19 protein-coding genes are annotated in these 24,409 nt (G+C 26.9%); 14 read left to right on the top strand and 5 right to left on the bottom strand.

What is annotated here, in order from left to right:
- Positions 1–565: 565 nt before the first annotated feature.
- From Q1J76_RS04175 to Q1J76_RS04215, 9 genes are all read left to right on the top strand, one after another.
- Entirely contained in the window at positions 566–715 is a 150-nt protein-coding gene (locus Q1J76_RS04175; protein ID WP_300367254.1) for a hypothetical protein, read from the top strand.
- A gap of 103 nt (positions 716–818) precedes the next feature.
- Entirely contained in the window at positions 819–1,709 is an 891-nt protein-coding gene (locus Q1J76_RS04180; protein ID WP_300367257.1) for a DMT family transporter, read from the top strand.
- Between the two features lie 79 nt (positions 1,710–1,788).
- Positions 1,789–2,865 (top strand): M24 family metallopeptidase, encoded by a 1,077-nt coding sequence (locus Q1J76_RS04185; RefSeq protein ID WP_300367260.1) that lies wholly within the window; start codon positions 1,789–1,791, stop codon positions 2,863–2,865.
- A gap of 133 nt (positions 2,866–2,998) precedes the next feature.
- A complete protein-coding gene (gene tyrS / locus Q1J76_RS04190) occupies positions 2,999–4,195 on the top strand; it encodes a tyrosine--tRNA ligase (RefSeq protein WP_300367263.1) in 1,197 nt (398 codons plus the stop codon).
- A 29-nt stretch (positions 4,196–4,224) separates the two neighbouring features.
- Positions 4,225–7,161, top strand: a complete 2,937-nt coding sequence (locus tag Q1J76_RS04195) for an LPS-assembly protein LptD (protein WP_300367266.1) — start codon at positions 4,225–4,227, stop codon at positions 7,159–7,161.
- Between the two features lie 17 nt (positions 7,162–7,178).
- Positions 7,179–8,570 carry an ankyrin repeat domain-containing protein gene (locus tag Q1J76_RS04200; protein ID WP_300367269.1) on the top strand — a complete coding sequence of 464 codons (1,392 nt, stop codon included), beginning with the start codon at positions 7,179–7,181 and terminating at the stop codon, positions 8,568–8,570.
- A gap of 89 nt (positions 8,571–8,659) precedes the next feature.
- Positions 8,660–11,212 carry an ankyrin repeat domain-containing protein gene (locus Q1J76_RS04205; RefSeq protein ID WP_300367272.1) on the top strand — a complete coding sequence of 851 codons (2,553 nt, stop codon included), beginning with the start codon at positions 8,660–8,662 and terminating at the stop codon, positions 11,210–11,212.
- A gap of 146 nt (positions 11,213–11,358) precedes the next feature.
- Positions 11,359–12,393, top strand: a complete 1,035-nt coding sequence (locus Q1J76_RS04210; RefSeq protein ID WP_300367274.1) for an NADH:flavin oxidoreductase/NADH oxidase — start codon at positions 11,359–11,361, stop codon at positions 12,391–12,393.
- A 177-nt stretch (positions 12,394–12,570) separates the two neighbouring features.
- A complete protein-coding gene (locus Q1J76_RS04215; RefSeq protein ID WP_300367277.1) occupies positions 12,571–13,317 on the top strand; it encodes an ankyrin repeat domain-containing protein in 747 nt (248 codons plus the stop codon).
- Positions 13,318–13,361: 44 nt separating this feature from the next.
- Here the strand turns inward: Q1J76_RS04215 and Q1J76_RS04220 are convergent, their stop codons facing one another.
- Positions 13,362–14,642 carry an ankyrin repeat domain-containing protein gene (locus Q1J76_RS04220; protein WP_300367280.1) on the bottom strand — a complete coding sequence of 427 codons (1,281 nt, stop codon included), beginning with the start codon at positions 14,640–14,642 and terminating at the stop codon, positions 13,362–13,364.
- Positions 14,643–14,802: 160 nt separating this feature from the next.
- Here Q1J76_RS04220 and Q1J76_RS04225 point away from each other — a divergent pair, with 160 nt between their 5' ends.
- From Q1J76_RS04225 to Q1J76_RS04240, 4 genes are read left to right on the top strand one after another with little or no spacing between them, the layout of a single operon-like run.
- On the top strand, positions 14,803–15,375 hold the full coding sequence (locus tag Q1J76_RS04225; protein WP_300367283.1) for an HD domain-containing protein: 573 nt from the start codon (positions 14,803–14,805) through the stop codon (positions 15,373–15,375).
- Between the two features lie 19 nt (positions 15,376–15,394).
- Positions 15,395–16,036 carry an isochorismatase family protein gene (locus Q1J76_RS04230; RefSeq protein ID WP_300367286.1) on the top strand — a complete coding sequence of 214 codons (642 nt, stop codon included), beginning with the start codon at positions 15,395–15,397 and terminating at the stop codon, positions 16,034–16,036.
- Complete coding sequence (locus Q1J76_RS04235) at positions 16,033–16,569, top strand: methylated-DNA--[protein]-cysteine S-methyltransferase (protein ID WP_300367290.1); 537 nt, start codon at positions 16,033–16,035, stop codon at positions 16,567–16,569. Before Q1J76_RS04230 ends, Q1J76_RS04235 begins: the two co-directional genes overlap by 4 nt.
- A 15-nt stretch (positions 16,570–16,584) precedes the next feature.
- A complete protein-coding gene (locus Q1J76_RS04240) occupies positions 16,585–17,139 on the top strand; it encodes a GNAT family N-acetyltransferase (protein ID WP_300367293.1) in 555 nt (184 codons plus the stop codon).
- A gap of 326 nt (positions 17,140–17,465) precedes the next feature.
- Here the strand turns inward: Q1J76_RS04240 and Q1J76_RS04245 are convergent, their stop codons facing one another.
- The 4 genes from Q1J76_RS04245 to argC all read right to left on the bottom strand — a co-directional run bounded on the left by Q1J76_RS04245 (position 17,466) and on the right by argC (position 22,053).
- Positions 17,466–18,695, bottom strand: a complete 1,230-nt coding sequence (locus Q1J76_RS04245) for an aspartate aminotransferase family protein (RefSeq protein ID WP_300367296.1) — start codon at positions 18,693–18,695, stop codon at positions 17,466–17,468.
- Positions 18,696–18,710: 15 nt separating this feature from the next.
- Entirely contained in the window at positions 18,711–19,577 is an 867-nt protein-coding gene (gene argB, locus Q1J76_RS04250) for an acetylglutamate kinase (RefSeq protein WP_300367299.1), read from the bottom strand.
- 43 nt (positions 19,578–19,620) lie between these two features.
- Positions 19,621–20,862, bottom strand: a complete 1,242-nt coding sequence (gene argJ, locus Q1J76_RS04255) for a bifunctional glutamate N-acetyltransferase/amino-acid acetyltransferase ArgJ (RefSeq protein ID WP_300367302.1) — start codon at positions 20,860–20,862, stop codon at positions 19,621–19,623.
- Between the two features lie 132 nt (positions 20,863–20,994).
- Positions 20,995–22,053 carry an N-acetyl-gamma-glutamyl-phosphate reductase gene (gene argC, locus Q1J76_RS04260; protein WP_300367305.1) on the bottom strand — a complete coding sequence of 353 codons (1,059 nt, stop codon included), beginning with the start codon at positions 22,051–22,053 and terminating at the stop codon, positions 20,995–20,997.
- 599 nt (positions 22,054–22,652) lie between these two features.
- On the opposite strand from argC, the gene Q1J76_RS04265 reads away from it, so the two are divergent.
- Complete coding sequence (locus Q1J76_RS04265) at positions 22,653–24,365, top strand: hypothetical protein (RefSeq protein ID WP_300367308.1); 1,713 nt, start codon at positions 22,653–22,655, stop codon at positions 24,363–24,365.
- Positions 24,366–24,409: the final 44 nt, after the last annotated feature.

The raw sequence follows: 24,409 nt of genomic DNA on the forward strand, positions 1-24,409 counted from the left end.
AAATTAATAAAATATAATAATTTTTGGAATCATAAAAGAATACATTCCGCTTTAAATTATGATACTCCTATGTTATACTTCAAAAAAATAAGGAATACTTAAAGGAAATATCTCTAGCTCCCGTGCATATTTATATAATTCATTTTAAATAAAACTTTCTTTATTATTTGTTTAAATAAGCCATATATTAATTTTTTTATAAAAATATTAAAGTTAATTTCCAAGCGGTCGATAATATATTTAGTTGATTGGACTACCCCCCAATAACTATATTTGTAATAAGCCGCTTTGTTCATCCCACAAAAGCGGTTTATTTTTTTAATTCTTAAAAAATCTAATTTATATTTATACGAGCATATATTTAGCATTTGATAATGAAATGTTTTAAACAATATAAATTTTTAGTATATATTATTAATTATTAAAAATTATATTATTAGTATTATTTAAGGATTATATATTTGATTATTTTGATGATACGCTCATAAAAATAAAAGATTTCAAAGATAATTATCATTATAAAGAAAAACTGTCAGGAGAATATGTAGGTATATTTTTACTTATATTGGTGCGTTCAAAGTTATTAGATGAAAAATATTATATATTAGTTCTTCCTTATCATAAATATTTAGAATATTTTAGTTTTCCAAGTAAATTATTTGTAGAATTGTTAGAATATACTTCATTAGAATATCAGGAACTTATAAAAAAATAGTTCAATATGAAAAATATTTAGATAATTGCTATTAAAAAATTATTTTTTTTCATATATAATATAGTTCTTAATAATATTTTATCAATTTTTATGGGGTTATTTTATGAAAAAATTTATACCTATTCTTCCTATACTTTCAGGTATATTTTGTGGCGGCGGTGGAATATTTATTAGAAGGCTTATGGAATTAAATATAAACAGTTATAGCATTGTTTCTTCAAGGGTTATAGTGGCAAGCATAATATTTTTTGTAGGTTTATTTATATATGATAAGTCTTTGCTAAAAATAAAATTAAAAGATTTATGGATATTTGTATGTGCTGGAATACTTGGTATATTAGGGCTTAATATTTGTTATAATGAATCTATAAAGGAATTATCATTATCTTTATCCGCTGTACTTTTAAGCTTGGCACCTATATTTGTTTTAATATTTGCAAGCATATTTTTTAAAGAGAAAATTACTTTAAGAAAAATTTTATGTATGATACTAGCATTGATAGGGTGTTTTTTTGCAAGCGGAATTCTTGAAAACAATGAAACTATGAATTGGACATATTTGGGCATATTTATAGGACTTCTTGGAGCTTTTTGTTACGGACTTTACAGTATATTTTCTAAACTTGCTATTTTAAGAAACTATAATACATTAACAGTAACTTTATATGCATTGTTAAGTATTTCTATTATACTATTTCCTTTCACAGATTGGAAAACAATTTCAAATGTTATAGTGGATAATGGTGCTGGTATGTTATTATTTATGATTATGCATTCGCTTTTTACTTCAGTATTTCCTTATGCTTTTTTTACTATATCATTAGGTTATATTGATGTAGGAAAGGCTTCTATACTTGCATCAGGAGAACCAATAGCAGCAACTGTTTTCGGGCTATTATTTTTTAATGAGATACCAACTGTACTTTCTGTTATAGGGGTATTATTAGCATTAATAGCTTTAACTTTACTTAGTTTGCCAGATAAAAATAAATAATTTTTACAAAAATATATTTTTTAGTATATAATATAATTTATATTATTTTGAAGTTATGAAAAAAATAAAGGGTTAGTTTATGAACAGCAATAGATTAAATAGAGTTATTAATGCTATGAAAGAAAAAGATATTTATCAGTTTATTATAACAGATAGAATGTCAATATATTATCTTACAAATATTAATATACATTCAGGGGAAAGATTTTTAGGACTTTATATTAATCAGGATAATGAAGTACATTTAATTAATAATCAATTATTTCCATTAAATAATAATGATATAGATGTTTTGTATTATTCGGATACGGAAAGTGCTGTAAATAAATTATCTAAATTTATTAATAAGGATAAAAATATTGGTATAGATAAATTAATGACTGCTAATTTTTTACTTGAGATGATGGAGCTTAATATTGCAAAGAACTATATTAATGCATCTTCCTGTATAGATTATGTAAGAATGCAAAAAGATGAAGAAGAAATAAAAAAAATGATTAAAGCTTCTGCAATTAATGATAAAAGCATGAAAGATATTATTGATTTTGTTAAAACAGGCATGAAAGAGATTGAAGTTTTAGAAGAATTAAAACTTATATATAAAAGAAATGGAGCAGACGGAGGATTTTCATTTACTCCTATAATAGCATTCGCTTCTAATGCGGCTAATCCTCATTATAGCACTGGAAATACTGTTATAGGTGATAAAGGATGTTTGGTTATAGATAAGGGCTGTATGCATGATGGATATTGTTCTGATATGACTAGAACTATATTTTTCGGAGAGCCTAATGAGGAATCTAAAAATATTTATAATATAGTGAAAACAGCAAATGAAAGAGCTATTAATAAGATAAAAGAAAATGTGAAATTTTCAGATATTGATAATGAAGCACGTTCTTATATTACTGAAGCAGGATATGGTGAATATTTTACACATAGAACAGGACATTGTATTGGTATGGATGTGCATGAGTATGGGGATATAAGCGGTATACATCATGCTCGATTAAAAGAGGGTATGATATTTTCAATAGAGCCTGGTATTTATTATAAGGATAAAGAAGTTGGTGTAAGAATAGAAGATTTGGTGGTTGTAACTAAAGAAGGACATAAAAATTTAAATAGCTTCACTAAAGAACTTATAATAAAATAATAATTATTTTTTATATATCTTATTAAAGACAATAAAAAATCTTTATTTGACTTTAATTGAAATTTACATTAAGATTAATATCTAGTATAATTATATTTTTTGTTTTAATAAATTTTACCAAAGGGATATAAAAATGGAAGAGAAAAAATACAGTATTGAAGAATCTATAGAATTGATTACAAGGGGAATAAGCGAAGTTATAGGACTTGAAGAGATAAAAGAAAAATTAAAAAGTGGAAAGAAATTAACCGTTAAAGCAGGATTCGATCCTACAGCACCTGATATACATTTGGGACATACTGTACTTTTAAGGAAGATGAGACATTTTCAGTTATTAGGGCATAAAGTTATATTTTTGATAGGGGATTTTACAGGGAGAATAGGAGATCCTTCAGGAAAAACTAAAACAAGACCAAGACTTACTTTAGAAGATGTTTTAAGAAATGCTGAAACCTATAAACAGCAAGTTTTTAAGATTTTGGATCCTGAAAAAACTGTAGTAGAATTTAATTCAAAATGGCTTGAAAAAATGAGTTTTGCTGATGTATTGGGATTAACTTCAAGATATACGGTTGCACAAATGATAGAGAGAGATGATTTTGCTAAAAGATATAAAAATGGTCAGCCTATAAGTATGATGGAGTTTATGTATCCACTTGCACAAGGATATGACTCTGTTGCTTTAGAATGCGATATTGAACTTGGAGGAAATGATCAGAAATTTAATCTTCTTGTAGGAAGAACTTTGATGAAAGAATATGAATTATCTCCTCAGGCAGTCATTACAGTACCTTTATTGGAAGGTTTGGACGGCGTTGAGAAGATGAGTAAATCTTTAGGTAATTATATAGGAATATATGACAGTGCCAAAGATATGTATGGTAAGGCTATGAGTATACCAGACAATTTAATATCTAAATATATGGAGCTTCTTACTGATATACCTATTAATGATATTAAGAATTATATTAGGGCTATGGAAAATGGTGAGAATCCTAGGAATATAAAAGCAATATTGGCAAAAGAGATAGTAAAGATTTATCATGGAGAACAAGAGGCATTGAATGCAGAAGAGGAGTTTAAAAGAATATTCAGTTCTAAAGGACTTCCTGATGAAATAGAAGAAATTACAGTTAAAAAAGCTGATAATATTTTGAATATATTATCTCAATGTATGTCTTCAGAAAGTAAGTCTAATTTGAAAAGACTTGTTTCTCAGGGAAGTGTTTCTTTGGATAATGAAAAGATAAATGATATAAATGCGGCAATTTCAAAAGAAGGTATTTTAAAAGTAGGTAAACGCAATTTCTTTAAAATTAAATTTTCTTAATAAATAGAAGTTGAGTTTTAGAGGGTGTAATGCGAATCTTTATCTTGTTATTATTTACATTAATATCTAATGTATTTTTATATGCACAAGATACAAATATCAATAATACTAATGCAGTAAATAATACTATTTCGACCAATAATATAGGCGAAACTGCAATAATGCAGATAAATAGATTCGATGCCAAAAAAAATCCTATATCCTTTATTAATTTAGTTAATTTTACTCCATTTTATGTTCTTAGAGAGTATGCTAGAATTAATAATATAGAAATTTATCCTTATGATACAGAAAGCAGTTTAAGAGCTAGAATTATAGAAAGACAGGTTAATATAAAACAGGAAATAATTAGGGATAAAGATCAAATAAAGGAAGTAGCAAGAATTACCATAAATAGAGGTGGGGCTCAGGTAGAACTTATAGGTGCTGATTTTGTAGAACGTTATGAAATAACAGAAGCAGAAGAAGAACTTATATCATTATATGGTAATGTTACTATGCGTTTATATAATAATATTCTAATTGCTGATAGAGTTGTATACAGTTTAAAAACAGGAGAGGTTTTTGCCTCTGGTAATTTAACTGTAAAAGCAGGCGAAAGTACTCTTAATGGCGAATGGTTTATGCTAAATAGAGAAAGTAAAAAAGGGGTACTATTCGGTGGAGGAACTAAATTTATGTCTTTCACTGTTCAGGGGCGTATAATAAAATTTAATGATCAGGATTTTTTTGCAGAAAACAGTAGTGTAAGTTTTTCACGTCTTACTCCTATAGCTCATGATTTTTTAACAAGTAGGGTTTATCTTTGGAACAATAAAAATGTAATGATATTCAATAGTCTTTATAGAGTTGGAAGACAGCCAGTATTTTATTTTCCGCTATTTATACAGAATAATGTTGGTACTGGTATTATATCTGCTTTCGGAGAATCTTTAAGAGAAGGTGTTTATATACAAAATTATAAAATATTTAATTTATACGGTGTGCAGCATAAAATAAGATTCGATGCTTATCAGAAACTTGGTTTTCTTTTAGGAGATGAAATAAGATATACTAGTCAGTATCAGGATTTGGCATTAGATGCTATGTTCGCTTTGGGAAGACAGTATTATTTGCTTGATTCATATATTACATCAAGTATAGGTTATGGTACAAGATATGTTAACTATTTTGCTTCTGGGGAGAGCGGAAAATTTGTACCTAGATATAAATTTCAATATGATCATACAATTCAGCTTTATAACAGTCAGAATATCAATAGTTATATAACTGGTAAATTGAATTTAAATAGCGATTTATATTTCAGATCTGATTTTTATAATCAAAGAGGACGGTTTGATATATTAACATTTTTTACTTCTATTACAGGTAATTTGCAGGATATTGGAGATTCTTATCCTGAAAGCTATATAGAAAATTCTGTATATATTAATAATAATATTTATGGAGTAAATTTAAAAGTAGGGGCAGAATGGGATTTAGAGGCTGTTAGAAATATATCGGTAGATAATAATACTAATTTTGACTATTATATGCCTAAACCTTATAAATTAGTTTTACCTTCAGTTGAAGCTAGTTATAGTTCAGTACTTGGAGATGAAACTTCATATTATCTTCCTGGGCTTAATATAAATTATAATTTAAGAGCTAATTATAATCATACTATCAATTATAAAACTTCTGAAGGTATTGCTTTTGTTAATAATCCTATGCTTGATTCGCAATTGAATGATAAACTTGCAGAAAGAAATAATTTAAATTTATACGGAGATATATCAAGAACTTTTACTAATGAGTTTATAAGATTTTCTCCTAATATAAATTTGGAATACTCATATCAAAACAGTATAAATCCTAGTGCAGAAGACTTAATTTATGATAAAGATAATACATATTTTGGTATTGGTACAGGAATGAATTTTTCTATGTTTCTTCCTTATAGTATATTGCCTTATAATTTTACTAAATATTTTGAACCTACAATAAGATGGGATACTACTTATGCTTTGGGCTATAGATTTAAAGAAAAATATATTGATACAGAAACATCAGGAAATCAGGTTGGAGAGTTTAATAATCATAATTTCACCACTAGATTTGCTATAGGAGGAACAGGATACAGTTTATTTTATCTTCCTAATTTAAATCTTAATTTGGAATCTTTTATAACTACAGGATATGACTTTATACCTACATACAATTCTGAAACTAAAATTTATGGGGTGGAATTCTCAACAAATAAAATGCTTACAACAGAGGTAGGTGCTTCTGCGAGACTTTTATATAATCAGTCCTACATCTCATATGATGTATCAAGGAATTTATTAGGTACAAATTTGACAGTTAATCGTATAAATTCTTATTTCCATTTTCCAATACCTCTAGGAAAAATTACTGATTGGATTTTGATAAAAAATAATAAGAAGCCTTTTTTTGACGGTATAGTTAATGATTTCAATTTATACTTTGGATTTGCTTTTACTCATGATTTTATTAACTATAGATATAACACGGCTTCATTCACATTTGGTATAGAACTTCAGGTTATAAATCAATGGAAATTTAGAATAGGTACTACAAGTGCGAATGAGAATGCTTATAGATATATAAAATCTTATGCAGAAAAGGAAAATCAAACTTGGGTGAATCCTTTTTGGGATATTATAAATTCATTTAATTTTTCTAATCCTCAAAAAAGGGTAGAAAGTTTATTTAAATTAAAATCTATTGAGGCTAGTATTTGGCATGAATTAGACGGCTGGCAGATTCAGGCTACATTTGCAGTAAGACCTTCTACACTTCCTTCTGATATTACTTCAGGTTCTGTTAAAGGTGTTTATTGGAATAAAGAATTTTGGATTGAATTTACTCTTACTGACTTTCCTAGTGTTGGTTTACCTAAAAGAGAATATAACCTTAATAGCACAATTACTGATTTACAGGATAGTGCTGCTACTACACAATAATTGAGAGTTATTTTATTATGAGAACAATTTTTATTTTAATATTTTGTTTTTCTTTATTTTTATATTCGCAATATGATCATTATGATTTTGCAGACCATATGGAAAATATAGAGAATAATATATCAAAAACTCATTATAATAATTTATATGAAGCTATAGACAATAATGATTTAAAGTATATAAAATCAATTATTAGTAATGATGATATTAATATTAATTCTAAATTACCTGAAGATTATGCTAATAATTTGGGTGGTGCTACACCTTTGCTTTATTCTATATATAAAAATAATAGAGAGATAACTGAGCTTTTAATAGAAAATGGTGCTAATTTAAAAATAAGAGATTTTAAAACTTGGAATAGTATAATGTATGCTGCTGCTTTTTCTGATTTATATACTATATCATTAATTGCTCAAAAAGATTCTGCATTACTTGATAGTAAGACGGAGTTTAATGTTACGCCTTTGCATATAGCATGCGAATATAATAATCTTGAAGTTATAATGTATTTATGCACTAATTCCAATATAGATATAAATGCAAGAGATATTGACGGCTGGACTGCACTTTATCATGCTGCAAATTCTAAAAGTATGGAAGCTTATAATTTGCTAATAGTACTTGGAGCAAATACAAATATTGCAGATAATCATAATGTACTTCCTGCTACTGTTTTAACTAGAAAAATAGAAAATGATGTTAATGAATTAAGAGATATAGATATTGAATTATTTAAGGCTATTGAAATTGATGATTATAAAGCCATTAGATCTCTTATTAATAGAGGAGCTAATATCAATGCTAAAGATGGTTATGGTTTAAGTGCTTTGCATCTTGCTATAAAAAATAATAGTATGTATTCTATTAATATTCTTCTTGCAAATAATAATATAGATTTAGAATCAAAACTTCCAGAAGGTTATTTTACTCATTTAAATAATAATTCCACTGATGCTGTTTATATAGGAAAGGCAACTCCCCTTATTTATGCCATATTTAAAAGTAATGGAGATCCTAAAATAGTAAATATGCTTATAAGAAAAGGTGCTGATGTTAATGCTACTGATGAAGAGGGCTGGTCAACATTTTTGTATGCTGCTGCTTTTGGGGACAGTTCCATATTGAGAAATATTGCATCTAAAAATAGAAAACTTATTAATTCAAAGACTAAAAATAATGTTATGCCTTTGCATATGGCTGTAGTTTATGATAATATAAATAATATTAAATATTTAGTTAGAAATTTAAAAGTTGATATTAATGCTCAAGATGATGACGGTTGGACTGCACTTTATTATGCTGCTGCCAATAATAAGATGGAGGCGTATAAATTGCTTTTGAGATTGGGTGCTAATAGAAACATAAAAAATAATGAAGGATTAAAGCCTGCCGATGTTTTACAATAAAATATAAATTTTGTTGTTATTAATTGATTGTTGTTATATAATTTCAAAATTATGTTTACTAAAATAAAAAATTGTTAGGAAGATATTTGATGATAAAAAACGGAATTTTATTTATTATATTACTATTATCTATTAGTTTTAATATATTCGCTCTAACTCAAAAAGAGAAGGAATTTTTTGATGCTATTAAAGAAAATAAATATGAATCTCAATTAAAAAATCTTTTAAGATATAAAATGAATTTGAATACTACGAATGAAGAAGGATTAACTCCACTTTTGTATGCTATTGAAGTTGATAATGAAAGGGCTGTGAGATTGCTGCTTGATTATAGCGAGGTTAATATGGAATATGAACTTCCTAATAACTTTTCTGATTATACAAAGATAAATATGTATGAAGGTGAGAGTTTTAATATAGGAGGAGCTACTCCTTTAATGTTTGCTATATTTAAAGGTAATCCTAGAATAGCTAAGCAACTTATAGATAAAGGGGCGAATGTTAAGGCTAGGGATAATGAAGGAAGTTCTGTATTTTTATATGCATGCGGTTTTGGAAATGGTAATATTATAAGAATGCTTCTTGTAAAGGATAGAACTTTAGTTAATGATAAAACTCCTAACGGTAATGTTAATGGACTTCATCATGCTGCTTCTCTTAATAATTTAGAAACTATTAATTTTTTAGTTAAAAATGTTAATATGAATATTAATGACATCGATTCAAACGGATGTACTGCTTTATATTATGCTGCTTACTATAAAAAAAGAGAGGCATATAATCTTCTTATCAAACTTGGTGCTAATAAAGAAATAGGTGATAATTATGGAGTTAAGCCTGAATATGTTTTGACAGGAGGAAGTTCTTCTGTTGATTTAGATAATAATGAAAATTATGATTCTCTTACAAATACTTATAATGAGAATATGTTCATTGTAGAAACTATTCAAACATCAGACACTAATGCTTTAAGAAATATAATGATGTATTCTAATTTTAATATGAATTCTGTAATTATAGCTTATGAAACTCCTCTTACTTATGCTATACATCTTAATAAAGATGATATGGTTAATGAACTTCTTAAGTATAGAATGAATAATACAAATATTATCAATATAGAAACTGCTTTTATACCAGAAAATGAATTATATTTTAATGAAAGTAGCAATGGAATAGAGTTTAAAGGTTATGTATATTTGCATAATGCTGGTCCTTTGCAGTATTCTATATTTAAAGGAAATATTAATATAATAAATACTCTTTTGAAGCTTTGTGCAGATATAAATAGAAAAGACAGTTTAGGAAATAATGCTTTAATGTATGCCGCAAGTTATGGAAATGCAGAAATTATTGATACGCTTTTAAATTATTCAAGTAATTCTTATAGAGCCGTTGATATATATGGAGATACTCCTTTACATAATGCAGCAGCATTAGGAAATACTAATACTTTAACTGCCCTTATGAATAGAACTCCTATAAATATAAATGCACAAAATATTGATGGTGATACTCCTTTGCATTTGGCAGTAAAAAATCATAATAGTAATACATACAGATTTTTATTATTAAAAGGTGCTGATTATACTATAAAAAATTATGATGGAAAAACTGCTTCTGATTTATTGTATGGCGATGGAGTTGAGAGTATAGAGAGTGTTATAAATACAAACGGTTTTAATACAAATAATAGTTCTTACACTAATGATAATATAGGCGGAAAAATAAATACAAATTTGAATGAGAGTTTATTTAATAAAGAAACTAATTCTCTGCCATCAAGTAATTATTATACTAATAGTATGAATAATATTAATGATGTTAAAGTTGTTCTAGCTAATACATTTGCTGATGATTTAATATATGAATATAGTGATGAAAATAGTGTAGAAGATGATTATTTTGAGCCTTCTTCTGATGATGATTCTTCTCATATATACGATGGCAATAAACCTTTATTTGAAGCTATATATAATAATAATATTTCTGACATTATTAAAGCAATATCACAAGGTATAGATATAAATGTGAGAAATGATGAAGGATTTACTCCTTTACTTTATGCTATAAATTATGATAGAACTGAAGCGGTAAAAACTCTTTTAAGTTATAGCAATGAAATAGATATAGAAATGCCTCTTAATAATTATACAAATTTCTATTCTGTAAAAGGTAAAAATTTCAGTGGAGAAGTATTATTTAATGGCACAACACCTTTACAGTATGCAGTATTTAAAGGCAATACAAATATGATAAATTTGCTTATAGAAAATAATGCTGATATTATAAATAAAGATTATAACGGACATTCTATTTTATTTTATGCTTCATCTTTTAGTGATGCTAATATGATAGATTTTTTACTAAAGAAAGCTCCTTCTCTTACTAGAGAGAAATCTTTAAGCGGAAGAACAGTTATACATTTGGCAGCCATTTATGGAAATGATGATGCCATATCATATTATTTGATGAACACATTTTTGAGTATTAATGCTCAAGATAGTGAGGGTAATACACCTTTACATTATGCAAATGAAAAAGGATATTCAAGTACTATAGATTTGCTTTTAAGTAGAGGTGCTAAAACTAATATAAAAAACAATGATGGCTTGATACCATCCGATCTACTAAAAAAATAAATGTATAAAATGTATGGTATTTGATATTTACATATAATTTACAATAATATGACTATTAATTTAATTATATTGTGAAATTGAAATATATTTTTATATGTATATACTATATAGTATTATAATAAATATTATTGTTAAGGAGTTATAAAATGAAGCCAGAAAAAAGTAATCTTTTTACACCTTTGAAAATAGGTAATCTTGAAATAAAAAATCGTGTGGTAATGCCTCCAATGTGTATGTATTCTTCTGAAGACGGTTATGTTAATGATTGGCATATTCAGCATTATGTTACAAGAGCTATAGGTGGCACAGGTTTGATAATAGTTGAGGCTACAGGAGTTATGCCTAATGTAAGCGGTATTACAGATAATGATTTGGGAATTTGGGATGATAAATATATTGACGGATTAAGCAAATTAGCTAATGCAGTTCATGATAATGGTGCTAAAATTGGTATACAGTTAGGACATGCTGGAAGAAAAGCTGAAGGAACAAAAACAGATAAAATTTATGCTCCAAGTGCTATAGCATTCAATGAGAAATATAGAACTCCTATTGAAATGAGTCAGTCTGATATTAATGAGGTAATAGATGCTTTTGCTAAGGCTGCTTTGAGAGCTAAAAAGGCTGGATTTGATATTGTAGAACTTCATGCTGCCCATGGTTATTTAATTTCCACTTTCTTATCTCCATTATCAAATAAGAGAACTGATGAATATGGTAAGAACAGAGCTAAATTCTTGGAAGAAGTTTTAGTAAAATGCAGAGAAGCTGTAGGAAGTGATTATCCTATACAGATAAGAATATCTTCTTATGATTGGAAAGAGGGCGGAAACACAGTAAAAGATTTTGCTGAGATGTTAAAGCCTTTAGAGGAAAAAGGTTTATTGGATTCTATCAATGTTAGTACAGGAGCTGTAACTGCTGATGGAAAAATCATTCCTTATGAAGGATATCAAGTGCCTTTCTGTCGTGAATTGAAGCAGTACATGAAAATTCCATGCATAGGTGGAGGACTTATATATGATCCTAAAATGGCTAATATGATGGTTAGAAATGGTGCTGCTGATGCTATATATATAGGCAGAGAGCTTTTAAGAAATCCTTATTGGGCATTACAGGCTGCAAGAACTTTGGGTATTGATGTACCATTCCCTAAACAGTATGAACAGGCTAAAAGATAATAGTCATTAAATATTTTATTTTTAAGTCTGATTATGTTTATTCATAGTCAGACTTTTTTACAATGAAAATAAATTTACTAAATACTATAATTTATATATGTATTTTTGATATAATAATTATTATAATTTATTTCTTGCTATATTTTTATTTAATAATAAAATTATATAATGTAAATTATGAAAACTATATTTATTATAATTTTTATTAGCATATGTTCTAATATTGCATATTCATTTACTCAGGCTGAAAATGATCTTTTGATAGCAGTTGAGAAATCTGATATTATGTCTGTTAGAAATTTGCTCAATACTAAAGACATTAATATTGATGTAAAAGATAGATATGGTGTTACTCCTTTAATGCATGCGATATTTAATAAAGATATTTATATATTAGAACTCCTTTTAAAAAACAATGCAAATCCTAATATTCAAAATGATAGTGGTAAAACGGCTTTAATATATGCATGTATTAATTGCGATTTTGACATTATACAAATGCTTATACTTTATAAAGCGGATGTTAATATTACTGACAATTATAAATCTACTGCTTTGATTTATGCTTCTAGCAGGAATATTGATATTATAAAATTATTAGTTGATTCTGGTGCTGATATAGATGCTCAGAATTTAGATGGAAAAACTGCATTGATGTATAATATTTTATATAGGGCTGATGCTAATATGATTAATACTTTTATTAGTTTGAGAGCTGATATTAATATTCAAGATATTCATGGTTATACTGCTTTAATGTATTCTTCTATATTGGATTATAGAAATTTGGTGAAAATATTAATAAAAAACGGAGCTGATATCAATAAAAGAAATAATCATAATAAAACTGCTTTAACTATGGCTGAAGAAAATAAAAATTATAAAATGGCTGATATTTTAATAAAAAATGGTGCTGTAAGATAAAGTGTCAATATTATGCACTTTTATTACAGCATCATTATTATCAATTAATTTATAGCTTCAAGTCCTAATAATTTTCTTATATCTTTATTATTCATTTTTTTTGCTAAATCTATTGCATTTTTATCTACAGTTGCATTATTTCTTATAAGTTTTCTGCACATTTCAAAATTATTATTTTCTACTGCTGTTGCTAATGGAGAGTATCCTCTTTTATCTTTTATATTTACATCCGCACCATTTGATAATAAACTGTCAGCTATAGCCATATTATTATTTTTTACAGCCATATGTAATGGAGCATATCCATCATCTTTATTATTCAAATCTGATTTTGCATTTATTAAAATATTTGATATTTCAGTATCGTTATTATAAACAGCTATATTCAAAGCTAATTGATTTTTATTATTCAATGCATTTATATTGGCATTATATTTTATTAAAGCATTTATCACTTGTATATATTCATTTCTTGATTTATTTGCATTAATTACAGCTAAATGTAATGGAGTATTTCCATCTTTATCTTTTATATTAGGATCAGCATTTTTTGATAAGAGTAAATTAACACTTTCTAGTAATTTATTGGAATGATTTTCTATAATATAGTGCAAAGAAGTTTTGAAATTAGAATTTGTATTATCAACATTTGCTCCTAATTTTATAAGTTTATCAGCAGCCTCTATAGATCCATTACCTACAGCATAATGAAGCATAGTATTTGTATCTTTAGTATCAACATCTATACCCAAATTCTTTACTAAATAATTTATATTTTCTGCATTATTTCCAATACTTGCAGATTTTATTAATGATACCACATCTTCACTATTCATAAGAAGATATATATTCTTATTAAGATAAAGTTCTAATATTTTAGGATTAGCATATTCTGAAGCCAAAAATTCACTTCTTGGTTTTTCTTTCATTTGAAAATTTATATTGGCCCCTGAGTCTATTAATAATTTCACACTTTCAAAATTTCTATTTACAGCAGCAATATCCATAGCAGAATAGTATGATCCGTCTATATCATAATTACTATTTTTTATTTTTGTATTGCTTTCTAAAAGAACATTCAAATCAGTATAAGGAGAATTTTTAAGTATATTTATAGAAGCAGTTTGATTATTTTCTGCTGCTATATGTATAAGAGAGAAACCTCTTTCATCTTTTATATTTGGATTTATATTTTGCGATAATAGATTTTGTATAGTTCTAACATCGCCTGATTTCACCGCATTTATCATTTTATTTTCATTTTCAGTAATAGCATATAAGCTTATAATATTTATAAATAAAGTAATTATAATGATCTTTTTCATATTATTCCCATTTACTAATTTAATATTATACATATAATAATCGTTTTTATATTAATTTTTATTATAACTTTTTTATATTTTCTTATATAAATATAAGAATAAAAATATTGAAAAATAGAAAAATATAATATATACTTATGATAATGTTTGGAGGTTTTAAATGTCTAGTATAGAAAGAGATAAAGCTGTTGAGTTGTTCAAAAAATATAATGATGAGCATTCTTTATTTAGGCATGCATTATCTGTAGAGGCAGTGATGAGATATTTTGCAAGAAAAAACAGAGAGGATGAAGATGAGTGGGGCATAGTAGGATTTTTACATGATATGGACTATGAGAAATATCCTGATGAGCATTGCTTTAAAGTAAAAGAGGTTTTAGAAAAAGAAGGTTTACCTGATAGCTTTATAAGAGCAATTCAAAGTCATGGTTATGGTATATGTACAGATATTGAACCTTTAAGCGATATGGAAAAGACTTTATATGCAGTTGATGAGCTTTCTGGATTTATTACAGCCTGTGCTTTAGTAAGACCTTCAAAGAGTTTAGAAGATATGGAAGTAAAATCAGTTAAGAAGAAATTAAAGGATAAAGCATTTGCTGCAAAAGTAGATAGAACTATTATAAATAAAGGTGCTGAAATGTTGGGCATTAATATAGACGAACTTATAAAAGAAACTATACAAGCACTTATTCCTGTACAAGAGAGTATAGGTCTTAAGAAAATTTCCTAAATATTAATGGACTTTGGTTATGAGTAAAATAAAGATACTAACAATAGTAGATATGCAAAATGATTATATGGAAGGCGGTCCTATGGCTGTTAAGGGTGCTGTTAAACTTGTGCCTATTATAAATGATCTTATAAAAAATGGCGAGTATGATGCTATAATTGCCACTCAGGATTGGCATCCTTCTAATCATATATCTTTTGCTTCCACTCATGAAAGAGAGCCTTTTTCAAAAATAAAAGTTATAGATCAGAATACAGGAGATGAGGAAGTTCTTACTTTATGGCCTCGTCATTGTGTTGCTAGAACTTACGGATCTGCTATAGTTGATGGACTTAGAAAGAAAAGAGATTATATATATGTTCAAAAAGGAGTTGATCCTGATGATGAGGGGAACTCTGGTTTTTCTTATATGCATAAAGAGTTTATTGATGCAGCTAGAGAAAATAAGGAAACTTTAATACTTGATTTTGTTGGGGTTTCTCTTGATTACTGTGTTTTTCATACGGCAAGAGATACTGCTGAATATGTGGCTTCTATTGATGCAGAATATTTGGTTAGTGTGAATGTGCTTGAATATGCTTCTGTTGCTGTTAATCCTGAATCTATTGAAGCTTTATATACTTCTTGTCCTCTTATCAATCTTAAAAAGGTTAGATTGTGAAGATCATTAGGCTTGATAAAAAAGAGAATTTTAATAAAGCCTATATTTATAAAAGCCCAATTGGAGATTTAATACTTACTTCTGATGATTCTTCTAATTATATTACTTCACTTAAATTCACTTTGAATGATAATCAGATCATTATTAAAGATGAAGAGCCTTCCATAATAAAAAAAGCAAAAAAAGAATTGGATAATTATTTTGCAAATAAATTAAAAGAATTTTCATTACCTTTAGCTCTATATGGAACAGATTTTCAGTATGATGTTTGGATAGAAACTTCTAAGGTGCATTTTGGTAAAATTGCAACTTATTCGGATATAGCTAGAAATATTTCAAATAAGAAGGGAAGCATATCAAGGGCTGTTGGTACAGCAGAGGGTAAAAATAATATAGCCATTATTATACCTTGTCATAGAATTGTTGGTATTAATAGAAAGCTTACAGGGTATGCTGGGGGTATTGATAAAAAAGAATATTTACTAAGGTTTGAAGGTTTTAATATATTAGATTACAAGATTATGATTAAATAGTGTGGGGTATTTTGTATGCTTAAAGAATCTTATAAAACTAATAGACTCTTTTTAGTTCAGCCTAATACTGGTATGGCTGGAGAAATAGTTGATTTTTACAGTAGAAATAAAGATTTTTTTAGAGATTTTGATCCTCAAAGACCAGAAGCCTTTTATAAAATTAGTACTCATAAGAATATTATAAAAAGAGAACTTGAAGAGATAAAAGCCTCAAGAATGCTTAAATTTTGGATTTACAAAATAGAGAATAAAAAAAGAATCATAGGAATGATTAATTTTAGTAATATTACTATGGGTATTTTTTTATCAACTAGTGTAGGATATAAATTAGATGAATTTGAGCAGCATAGAGGTTATATGACAGAGGCTCTTAAGGCAGCTATTATAATATTATTTAAAGAGCTTAAACTTCATAGAATAGAAGCGAATATTATGCCTCATAATAAACCTTCATTAGAATTGGTAAAAAGACTTGGTTTTGAATATGAGGGACTTGCTAAGAAATATTTAAAAATTAACGGTAAATGGGAAGATCATATTCATATGACTATAATAAATGATGAAATATAATTTTTTATTATTTATTTAATGCAAATATATATTCTATTTTTTATATTGACAAAATATAATTATTATATTAGAACTCGTTACTAAATTTAACAATACACAATCCAATAAATTTATATAATAAGTAAATATCAAATTTACTAATTTTCAATATATATTTAATATGCCTCATATTAATACTCGCTTAGGTTAAAATAAATTCTTTTAAAAACCCTAACATCATTTATTTTAGCAACTACTAATGAAATATAATATGGGACTCTATGTTTTAGTGATATTCAAATTTATTAAACCTGCCGAACATTTTTTACAGCAGGTTTATTAATATATTATTCTATACATTCAGAAAGTATATTAACAGCTTTTTCTAATTCTTTATCTGTTATTGTGAGGGGAGGAAGAAGCCTTATTTTATTTTTAGCGGTTAAAGGTATCACTCCTTTTGATATGCATTTTTCTACAACTTCTTTAGCATTAAGACCTTCTTTTAATCCTATACCAAGCATTAAACCTATACCATCAACATTTTCTACATTATTGAGTTTTATTAATTTATCTTTTATATATTTTGATTTTTTATTTACTTCTTTTAATAAATCTTTGTTTATAATGTTCAATACTTCCAAAGCAGCACTTGCAACAATAGGATTAGCACCGAATGTAGAACCATGATCTCCCTGAACAAATACATCAGAGCATTTTTTACTCATAAGCATTGCCCCTATAGGAAGTCCTCCTCCTAAACCTTTGGCTAATGTAGTAATATCTGGTTTTATATCGAAATGTTCAGAACATAAAAATTTACCAGTTCTTCCCACACCTGTTTGTACTTCATCAACTATAAAAAGTATATCATTTTTTTCGCAATATGTTTTTAATCTTTGTATATATTTTTTATCAAGAGGTATAACTCCTCCTTCTCCCTGTATAAGTTCTATCATTAATGCACAGGCATTGTCTTTCAATTTTTCTACGGTATCATCATAATTGTTAGCCTCTGCAAATGAAAAACCTTCTAGAAACGGAAAAAAGAAATTATGAAAAACTTCCTGCCCTGTGGCTGAAATTGTAGCTAAAGTTCTGCCATGAAATGAATTTTTTAATGTTACTATTTTATTTCTTTTATAATATCTATTATTATCAGCATATTTTATAAATGAGTATTTCCTTGCACATTTTATAGCAGCTTCATTTGACTCTGCACCTGAATTGCAGAAAAATACTTTATCATACTTTGTTATAGTGCATAATTTTTTTGCTAAATCTATATAAGGTTTATTATAGTAAAGATTTGAAGTATGCTGCAAGGTTTTTAATTGATTAGTTACAGCATTTATATAATCTTTATTAGAATATCCTATGCTATTTACTCCGATTCCGCTTCCTAAATCAATATACTTTTTTCCTTCTATATCTTTTAATACAGCTCCTTTTCCAGATTCTAATACCAAATCGAATCTAGCATAAGTATCGGCTACATATTTTTTACTGTTATTTATATATTCTTTTTTTAATTTTGATTTTTGATTATTATTTTTATTTGTTTTCTTACAAGTCATTTTGTGACTCCTACATCAATTTTTATAAAACATAGTTCCTATACCTTCATCAGTGAACATTTCTATAAGTAATGAATGGCATAATCTTCCGTCTATAATAAATACTTTTGATACTCCGTTATTAACAGCATCTATACAATGCTTAACTTTAGGAAGCATTCCTCCTAAAATAGTTCCGTCATTGATAAGATTATCTATATCTTTAATATTTATTGTACTTATCAAAGTGCTTTCATCATCTTTATTTTTTAAAAGTCCAGGGGTATCTGTCATATATATTAATGTTTCAGCTTTTAAACTCTCAGCTATTTTTGCTGCTGCAGTATCCGCATTTATATTGTAAATATTTCCATCTTTATCACTTCCAACTGTAGCAACTATTGGAATATATTTATTTGTTATTATTGTATTTAACAAATCAGTATCAACATCGTCTACATCGCCTACAAAACCTAAATCTTCGCTTCCTTTATATTTGCTTACTTTAAACATATTTCCATCAATACCGCATATTCCGAGACATTTTCCTCCGCAGTTTTCAATTGAGGCTACAAGCTCTTTATTCACTTTTCCAGCAAGAACCATTTTTACTATTTCTGCGGTTTCTTTATCTGTATATCTAAGTCCATTTATAAACTTTGATTCTTTTCCTACTTTGTTCAGCATAGCAGTAATATCTTTTCCTCCTCCATGTACTACTATAACTTTTATTCCTACTGTAGAAATCAAAGCAACATCGCTCATAACTTTCTTTTTTAATTCAGAGTTTTCCATAGCACTTCCGCCGTATTTTATTACAACAGTTTTTCCTGTATATCTTTGTATGTACGGTAATGCCTGATTAAGTATAAATGCTTTATCTCTATTTGAAATATTATCCATTTTGTATTTTCCTTTTTTATATATAATAAGTTTGCATAATATTTTAGCTCCTGTATGAGCCGTTAATTTTTACATAGTCATAAGTTAAATCACAGCCCCAAGCTACAGCCTTGCTTTCTCCTGAATTCATATTGATTGTTACTTTTATTTCATCTTCTTTTAATATTTTCAATGCCTCATCTTCATCAAAAGCAATACCGTATCCATCTTTATAAACATTCATATCGCCATATTTTGAGCCTACATTTATAGAAACTTTATTTATATCAAAATCAGCATCTTCAGTATATCCTACAGCACATGCGATTCTTCCCCAATTCATATCGCATCCGAACATAGCAGCCTTTACTAAATTTGAAGTTATTACTGACTTAGCTATTTTTTTTGCCAATTTTAAATCGCTTACATTGATTACCTCGCATTCTATAAGCTTTGTAGAACCTTCTCCATCTTTTGCTATTTGTTTAGATAAATAAGTATTAACTGTATTCAATGCATTACAGAATATTTTATAATTATCATCTTCTTTATCTATCAAAATATTTTCAGCTTCTCCATTAGCAAGTATTATGCACATATCATTTGTAGAAGTATCTCCATCAACACTCACCATATTATAAGTGGATTTTGTATCTTCGCTTAAAGCTTTTTGAAGCATTTCGCTTGTAATATTGCAGTCTGTAGTTAAAAATGCAAGCATAGTAGCCATATTAGGGTGAATCATTCCGCTTCCTTTTGCTATTCCTCCAATATGAACTGTTTTTCCTGCTATTTCAAATTCATAAGCTATTTCTTTCATAAATGTATCCGTAGTCATTATAGCTTCAGCTGCATTTTTAGAATGCTCTGAAGAATGATTGGCATTATCAATTAATTCTTTTATATTTTTTTGTATATGCTCTATTGGAAGAGGTACTCCTATAACACCTGTAGAAGCAACAGCAACATCTTTTTCATCAATACCCAATACATTTGCAGTGAGTTTGCACATTTCTTTTGCATTTTCAACTCCGTTTTTATTACAGGTATTAGCATTTCCAGAATTGCATATAATTGCCTTTGCTTTTCCATCTTTTAAATGTTCTTTACTTACTGTGATATTCGCTCCGCATACTTTATTTTGAGTATATACTGCCCCTACAGAACATAAACTTTTGCTATAAATTATTGCTAAATCTTTTTTATCTGAATTCTTTTTTATTCCTGAATGTATTGCGTTTGATGAAAATCCTTTAGCGGCACATATTCCACCTTCAATTTGTTTTATATTATTATTTTGAATCATTTTATTTTCTCCTATTTTTTTATCATCTATAATCAGTAATAAATGACTTTATTTACTGTATTCTCTCTTAACTAAACAATTATTATTGTTAAAAAATTACTCTTATCAATTTATGTTATCAATTATATTTAATTAAAATGCAGGCGGTATAAAATTTAGTCCTTCATCTTCTTTTAAACCTAATGCTATATTCATATTTTGTATAGCCTGTCCTGCCGCTCCTTTTACCATATTATCAATTGCTGATACTATTATCAATTTGTCTGTTCTATTATCTAAATGCAAAGATATATCGCAGTAATTAGAATATTTAACATATTTTAAATTTGCTGTTTCTCCAATATCAAGAACTCTTATAAATTTTGAATCTTTATAAAACTCTTTATAAATATTATATATATTTTCTAATCTTTCATTTTTATTTTCTAATTTTGTATATATTGTAGAAACTATACCTCTGTTTAATGGAAGTAAATGAGGTACAAAAGTGATTTTTATATCCTCGCCGTATATGTTGGATAAAGTCTGTTCTATTTCAGGGGTATGTCTATGATTTGCAACTTTGTATGGTGAAAATGCTTCATTACATTCTGTATAATGAGTATTTAATTTTAATTCTCTTCCTGCACCTGTTGCTCCTGATTTTGAATCTATTATAATATCATCTTTGATTATCAATTTATTTACTAAAGCAGGTGCTAATCCTAAACTTATAGAAGTAGGGTAGCAGCCAGGATTTCCTATTATTTTAGCTTTTGTTAATTCCTTTTTATTATATACATTATCATATTTTATTATTTCAGGTATTGAATATATTGCTTCTTTATGAATATCTTTATATTTATATTCTTTGCCGTACCAATTTTTATAATCTTCTTCATTATCTAATCTGAAGTCAGCACCTAAATCTATAAATAAAATATTTTTTTCAAAACATTTCTTTGCAATATTATCGCTTAATCCTGCAGGTAATGATGCAAATACAACATCAGTGTCTTCAAATATTTCATTTTCATCTGATAATAATTTATCCAAATTTTTGTTTAAATTAGGATATACTTCATTTATATTTTTACCCGCATAACTTTTTGATGATAGATTTTTTAATTCTACTTTACTATGCGATAATAATAATCTAATTAATTCTGCACCTGCATATCCTGTTGCACCTATAACGGATACTTTTATCATAATAATATACTCCTATAATAATTTAAAATGATATCATCAAGAATAATATCTAGTTTTGATAAACTTAGTTTTGTTTAAGAAACGAAAGAATAAAGCGGAGGCTTAACGCCTTAAGAAATTATTTTCGATTGTAATTTTATTAATATTATACATTTTTATTTTCCTAAAACTGTTTAATATTTAAAAAATAATACAACAAATTATAAAAAAGTCAAGTAATTTTAATAAAAATTATTAATTTAATATTAAGTTGTATTTTAGAATTTTTATATTTACTATTCTAGTATTAAAAAGTTTTGTCTTAAGTAAATCATTAAATTATGTTGAAAAAATAAGTTTTATATTGTAATATAAATATATGTTTAATTTTTTCTTCTATTCATTTCATTTAAAGCTAGGTATCAAGCCAAGCCAATGGTTTAAATTTTTCTTATCAAAAAAAGAAATTTGTATACAGATTATCAAAAAAAATTATTTAATTTTATTCAAAATATTATATAGTATTAAGAAGGCAAATAAAATTAATAAACATAAAATTTTAATAAAACTTATTTATAGTAATAATAAAAAATTATATAATAATATTTGAGGGTTATTTTATGAAAAAGAATTTTCTTAATAAAAAAATATACTTCATACTTCTTTTATTGATTCTTGTTATAGTATTGATGATATCCTGTAAGAAGATTAATATTTTAGGACCTACACATATACCGCCTCCTACTGACTTTATTATACCTGAAAATGCAATACCTGGACATATCGATGTTAATCCTGTGCCTGCTAAAGATGGTGAAGTTTTTGGAGGTTTTAGAAAAAAGTTTAAATATAAAGGCAAATGGTATATATTAGCTGACAATATGTATGATTATGATCCTAAAAGCAAAGCATTAAATAAAAAAGCCACAAAAATAATACTTCAAATAGATGATAATGGAAATATATCAGTTTATGATAAAAACAGTATAGGATATGATGATTTATTAATGATGGATGTAATAGAAGAAAACAGAGTTTTATATGAAGGTTATAATTATGGAAATTATAATCATTCTTCACAATCCTTTATTTTAATTGATTGCAAAAATGAAAGAAAAATGCATACATTTATAAAAGACATAACTTTCAATAATACGATAAGAATCTCAACAGATTTAGTAAATTGGAAAACTGAAGGTGATGGAAATAATATTTATAAATCATTTCCTAGTGTCAGTAAAAATCCTAATGACAGTTTTCAAGGTACATTCGGAGCAAATGATTACAAAATTGTTGAATTTAAAAACTATATATATTTAATTGGATTACAAGAAGATTTTAGAGAACAAAATGCTTTAACAGGATGTCGCAATGAAAAACAGGGAGAATTTACTGTAAGCAAAGATGTATATTATAGAATAGATAAAAATAAAGATACTTCAGTAGGATCTAATTGGGAGAAAATAAAGACTCCTTGGGGACAAAGAAGCAGACTTTATGTTCGTTATGATAAAGATAAAATATATGTTACAAAAGGTAAAAGAGGATATTATAAATTTTATACATCAAATTCTAAATGGGGGATTAATTATGAAGAATTTGAAAATGATAATACTATATGGTCAACTACTGACGGTGTAACTTGGAATACAGAACCTGATTCATCAGCTTATAATAATGCGAATGAAATATATTCTTATAACATCATTGGAGGAGAATTGCCCCCTATACAAAGAAAAGTAAAAACTCCTGAAGAGCCTAATTGGATAAAACTTAATAATGGAAGATATTATAAATCTGACAATTCTCTTCATGAAATTTATAAAATAAATAATAAATACTATTATATTCCTATACCTCCTTATGAAGAAATAAGAAAGGCTTATAACAGCGGACAGGAATATTTCACTATTACAGAAGCTCATATAAAGAGTGCGGGACTTAATCAATTTTTAACCAAAGATAAAGAACCGAATAAAGATGAAGATTGGACGGTTATCACTCCTATAGATTATACAGATAAATTAATGGTATGGCAGAGTGGTGGTGAGAAAGTAATGCTTAATATTAATAATAAGGCAGTTCAGCTTGTGGACTATACGCAAATAGAATATATGTATAATACTATTAAAGAATATTCTATTGTAATAGATGATTTTAGAAGAACATCAAAAGAATTGAGAGAAGGATCACATGGAGCATATGGAAGAGATATACTCAGGGCTATGCAGTATGATGCTAGAGCTGATATACTTGAGCTTTTGAAAAATAATAGGGAGTATATTATGCCTGATCAGGTAGTTACACATTATACTGTAGAGTTTAAATATTAAGTCAAATTTCTATTGATTTTTTATATTCTTACAATTATAATGTT

The sequence above is a fragment of the Brachyspira sp. genome, assembly GCF_029258575.1.
Taxonomy (GTDB): Bacteria; Spirochaetota; Brachyspiria; order Brachyspirales; family Brachyspiraceae; genus Brachyspira.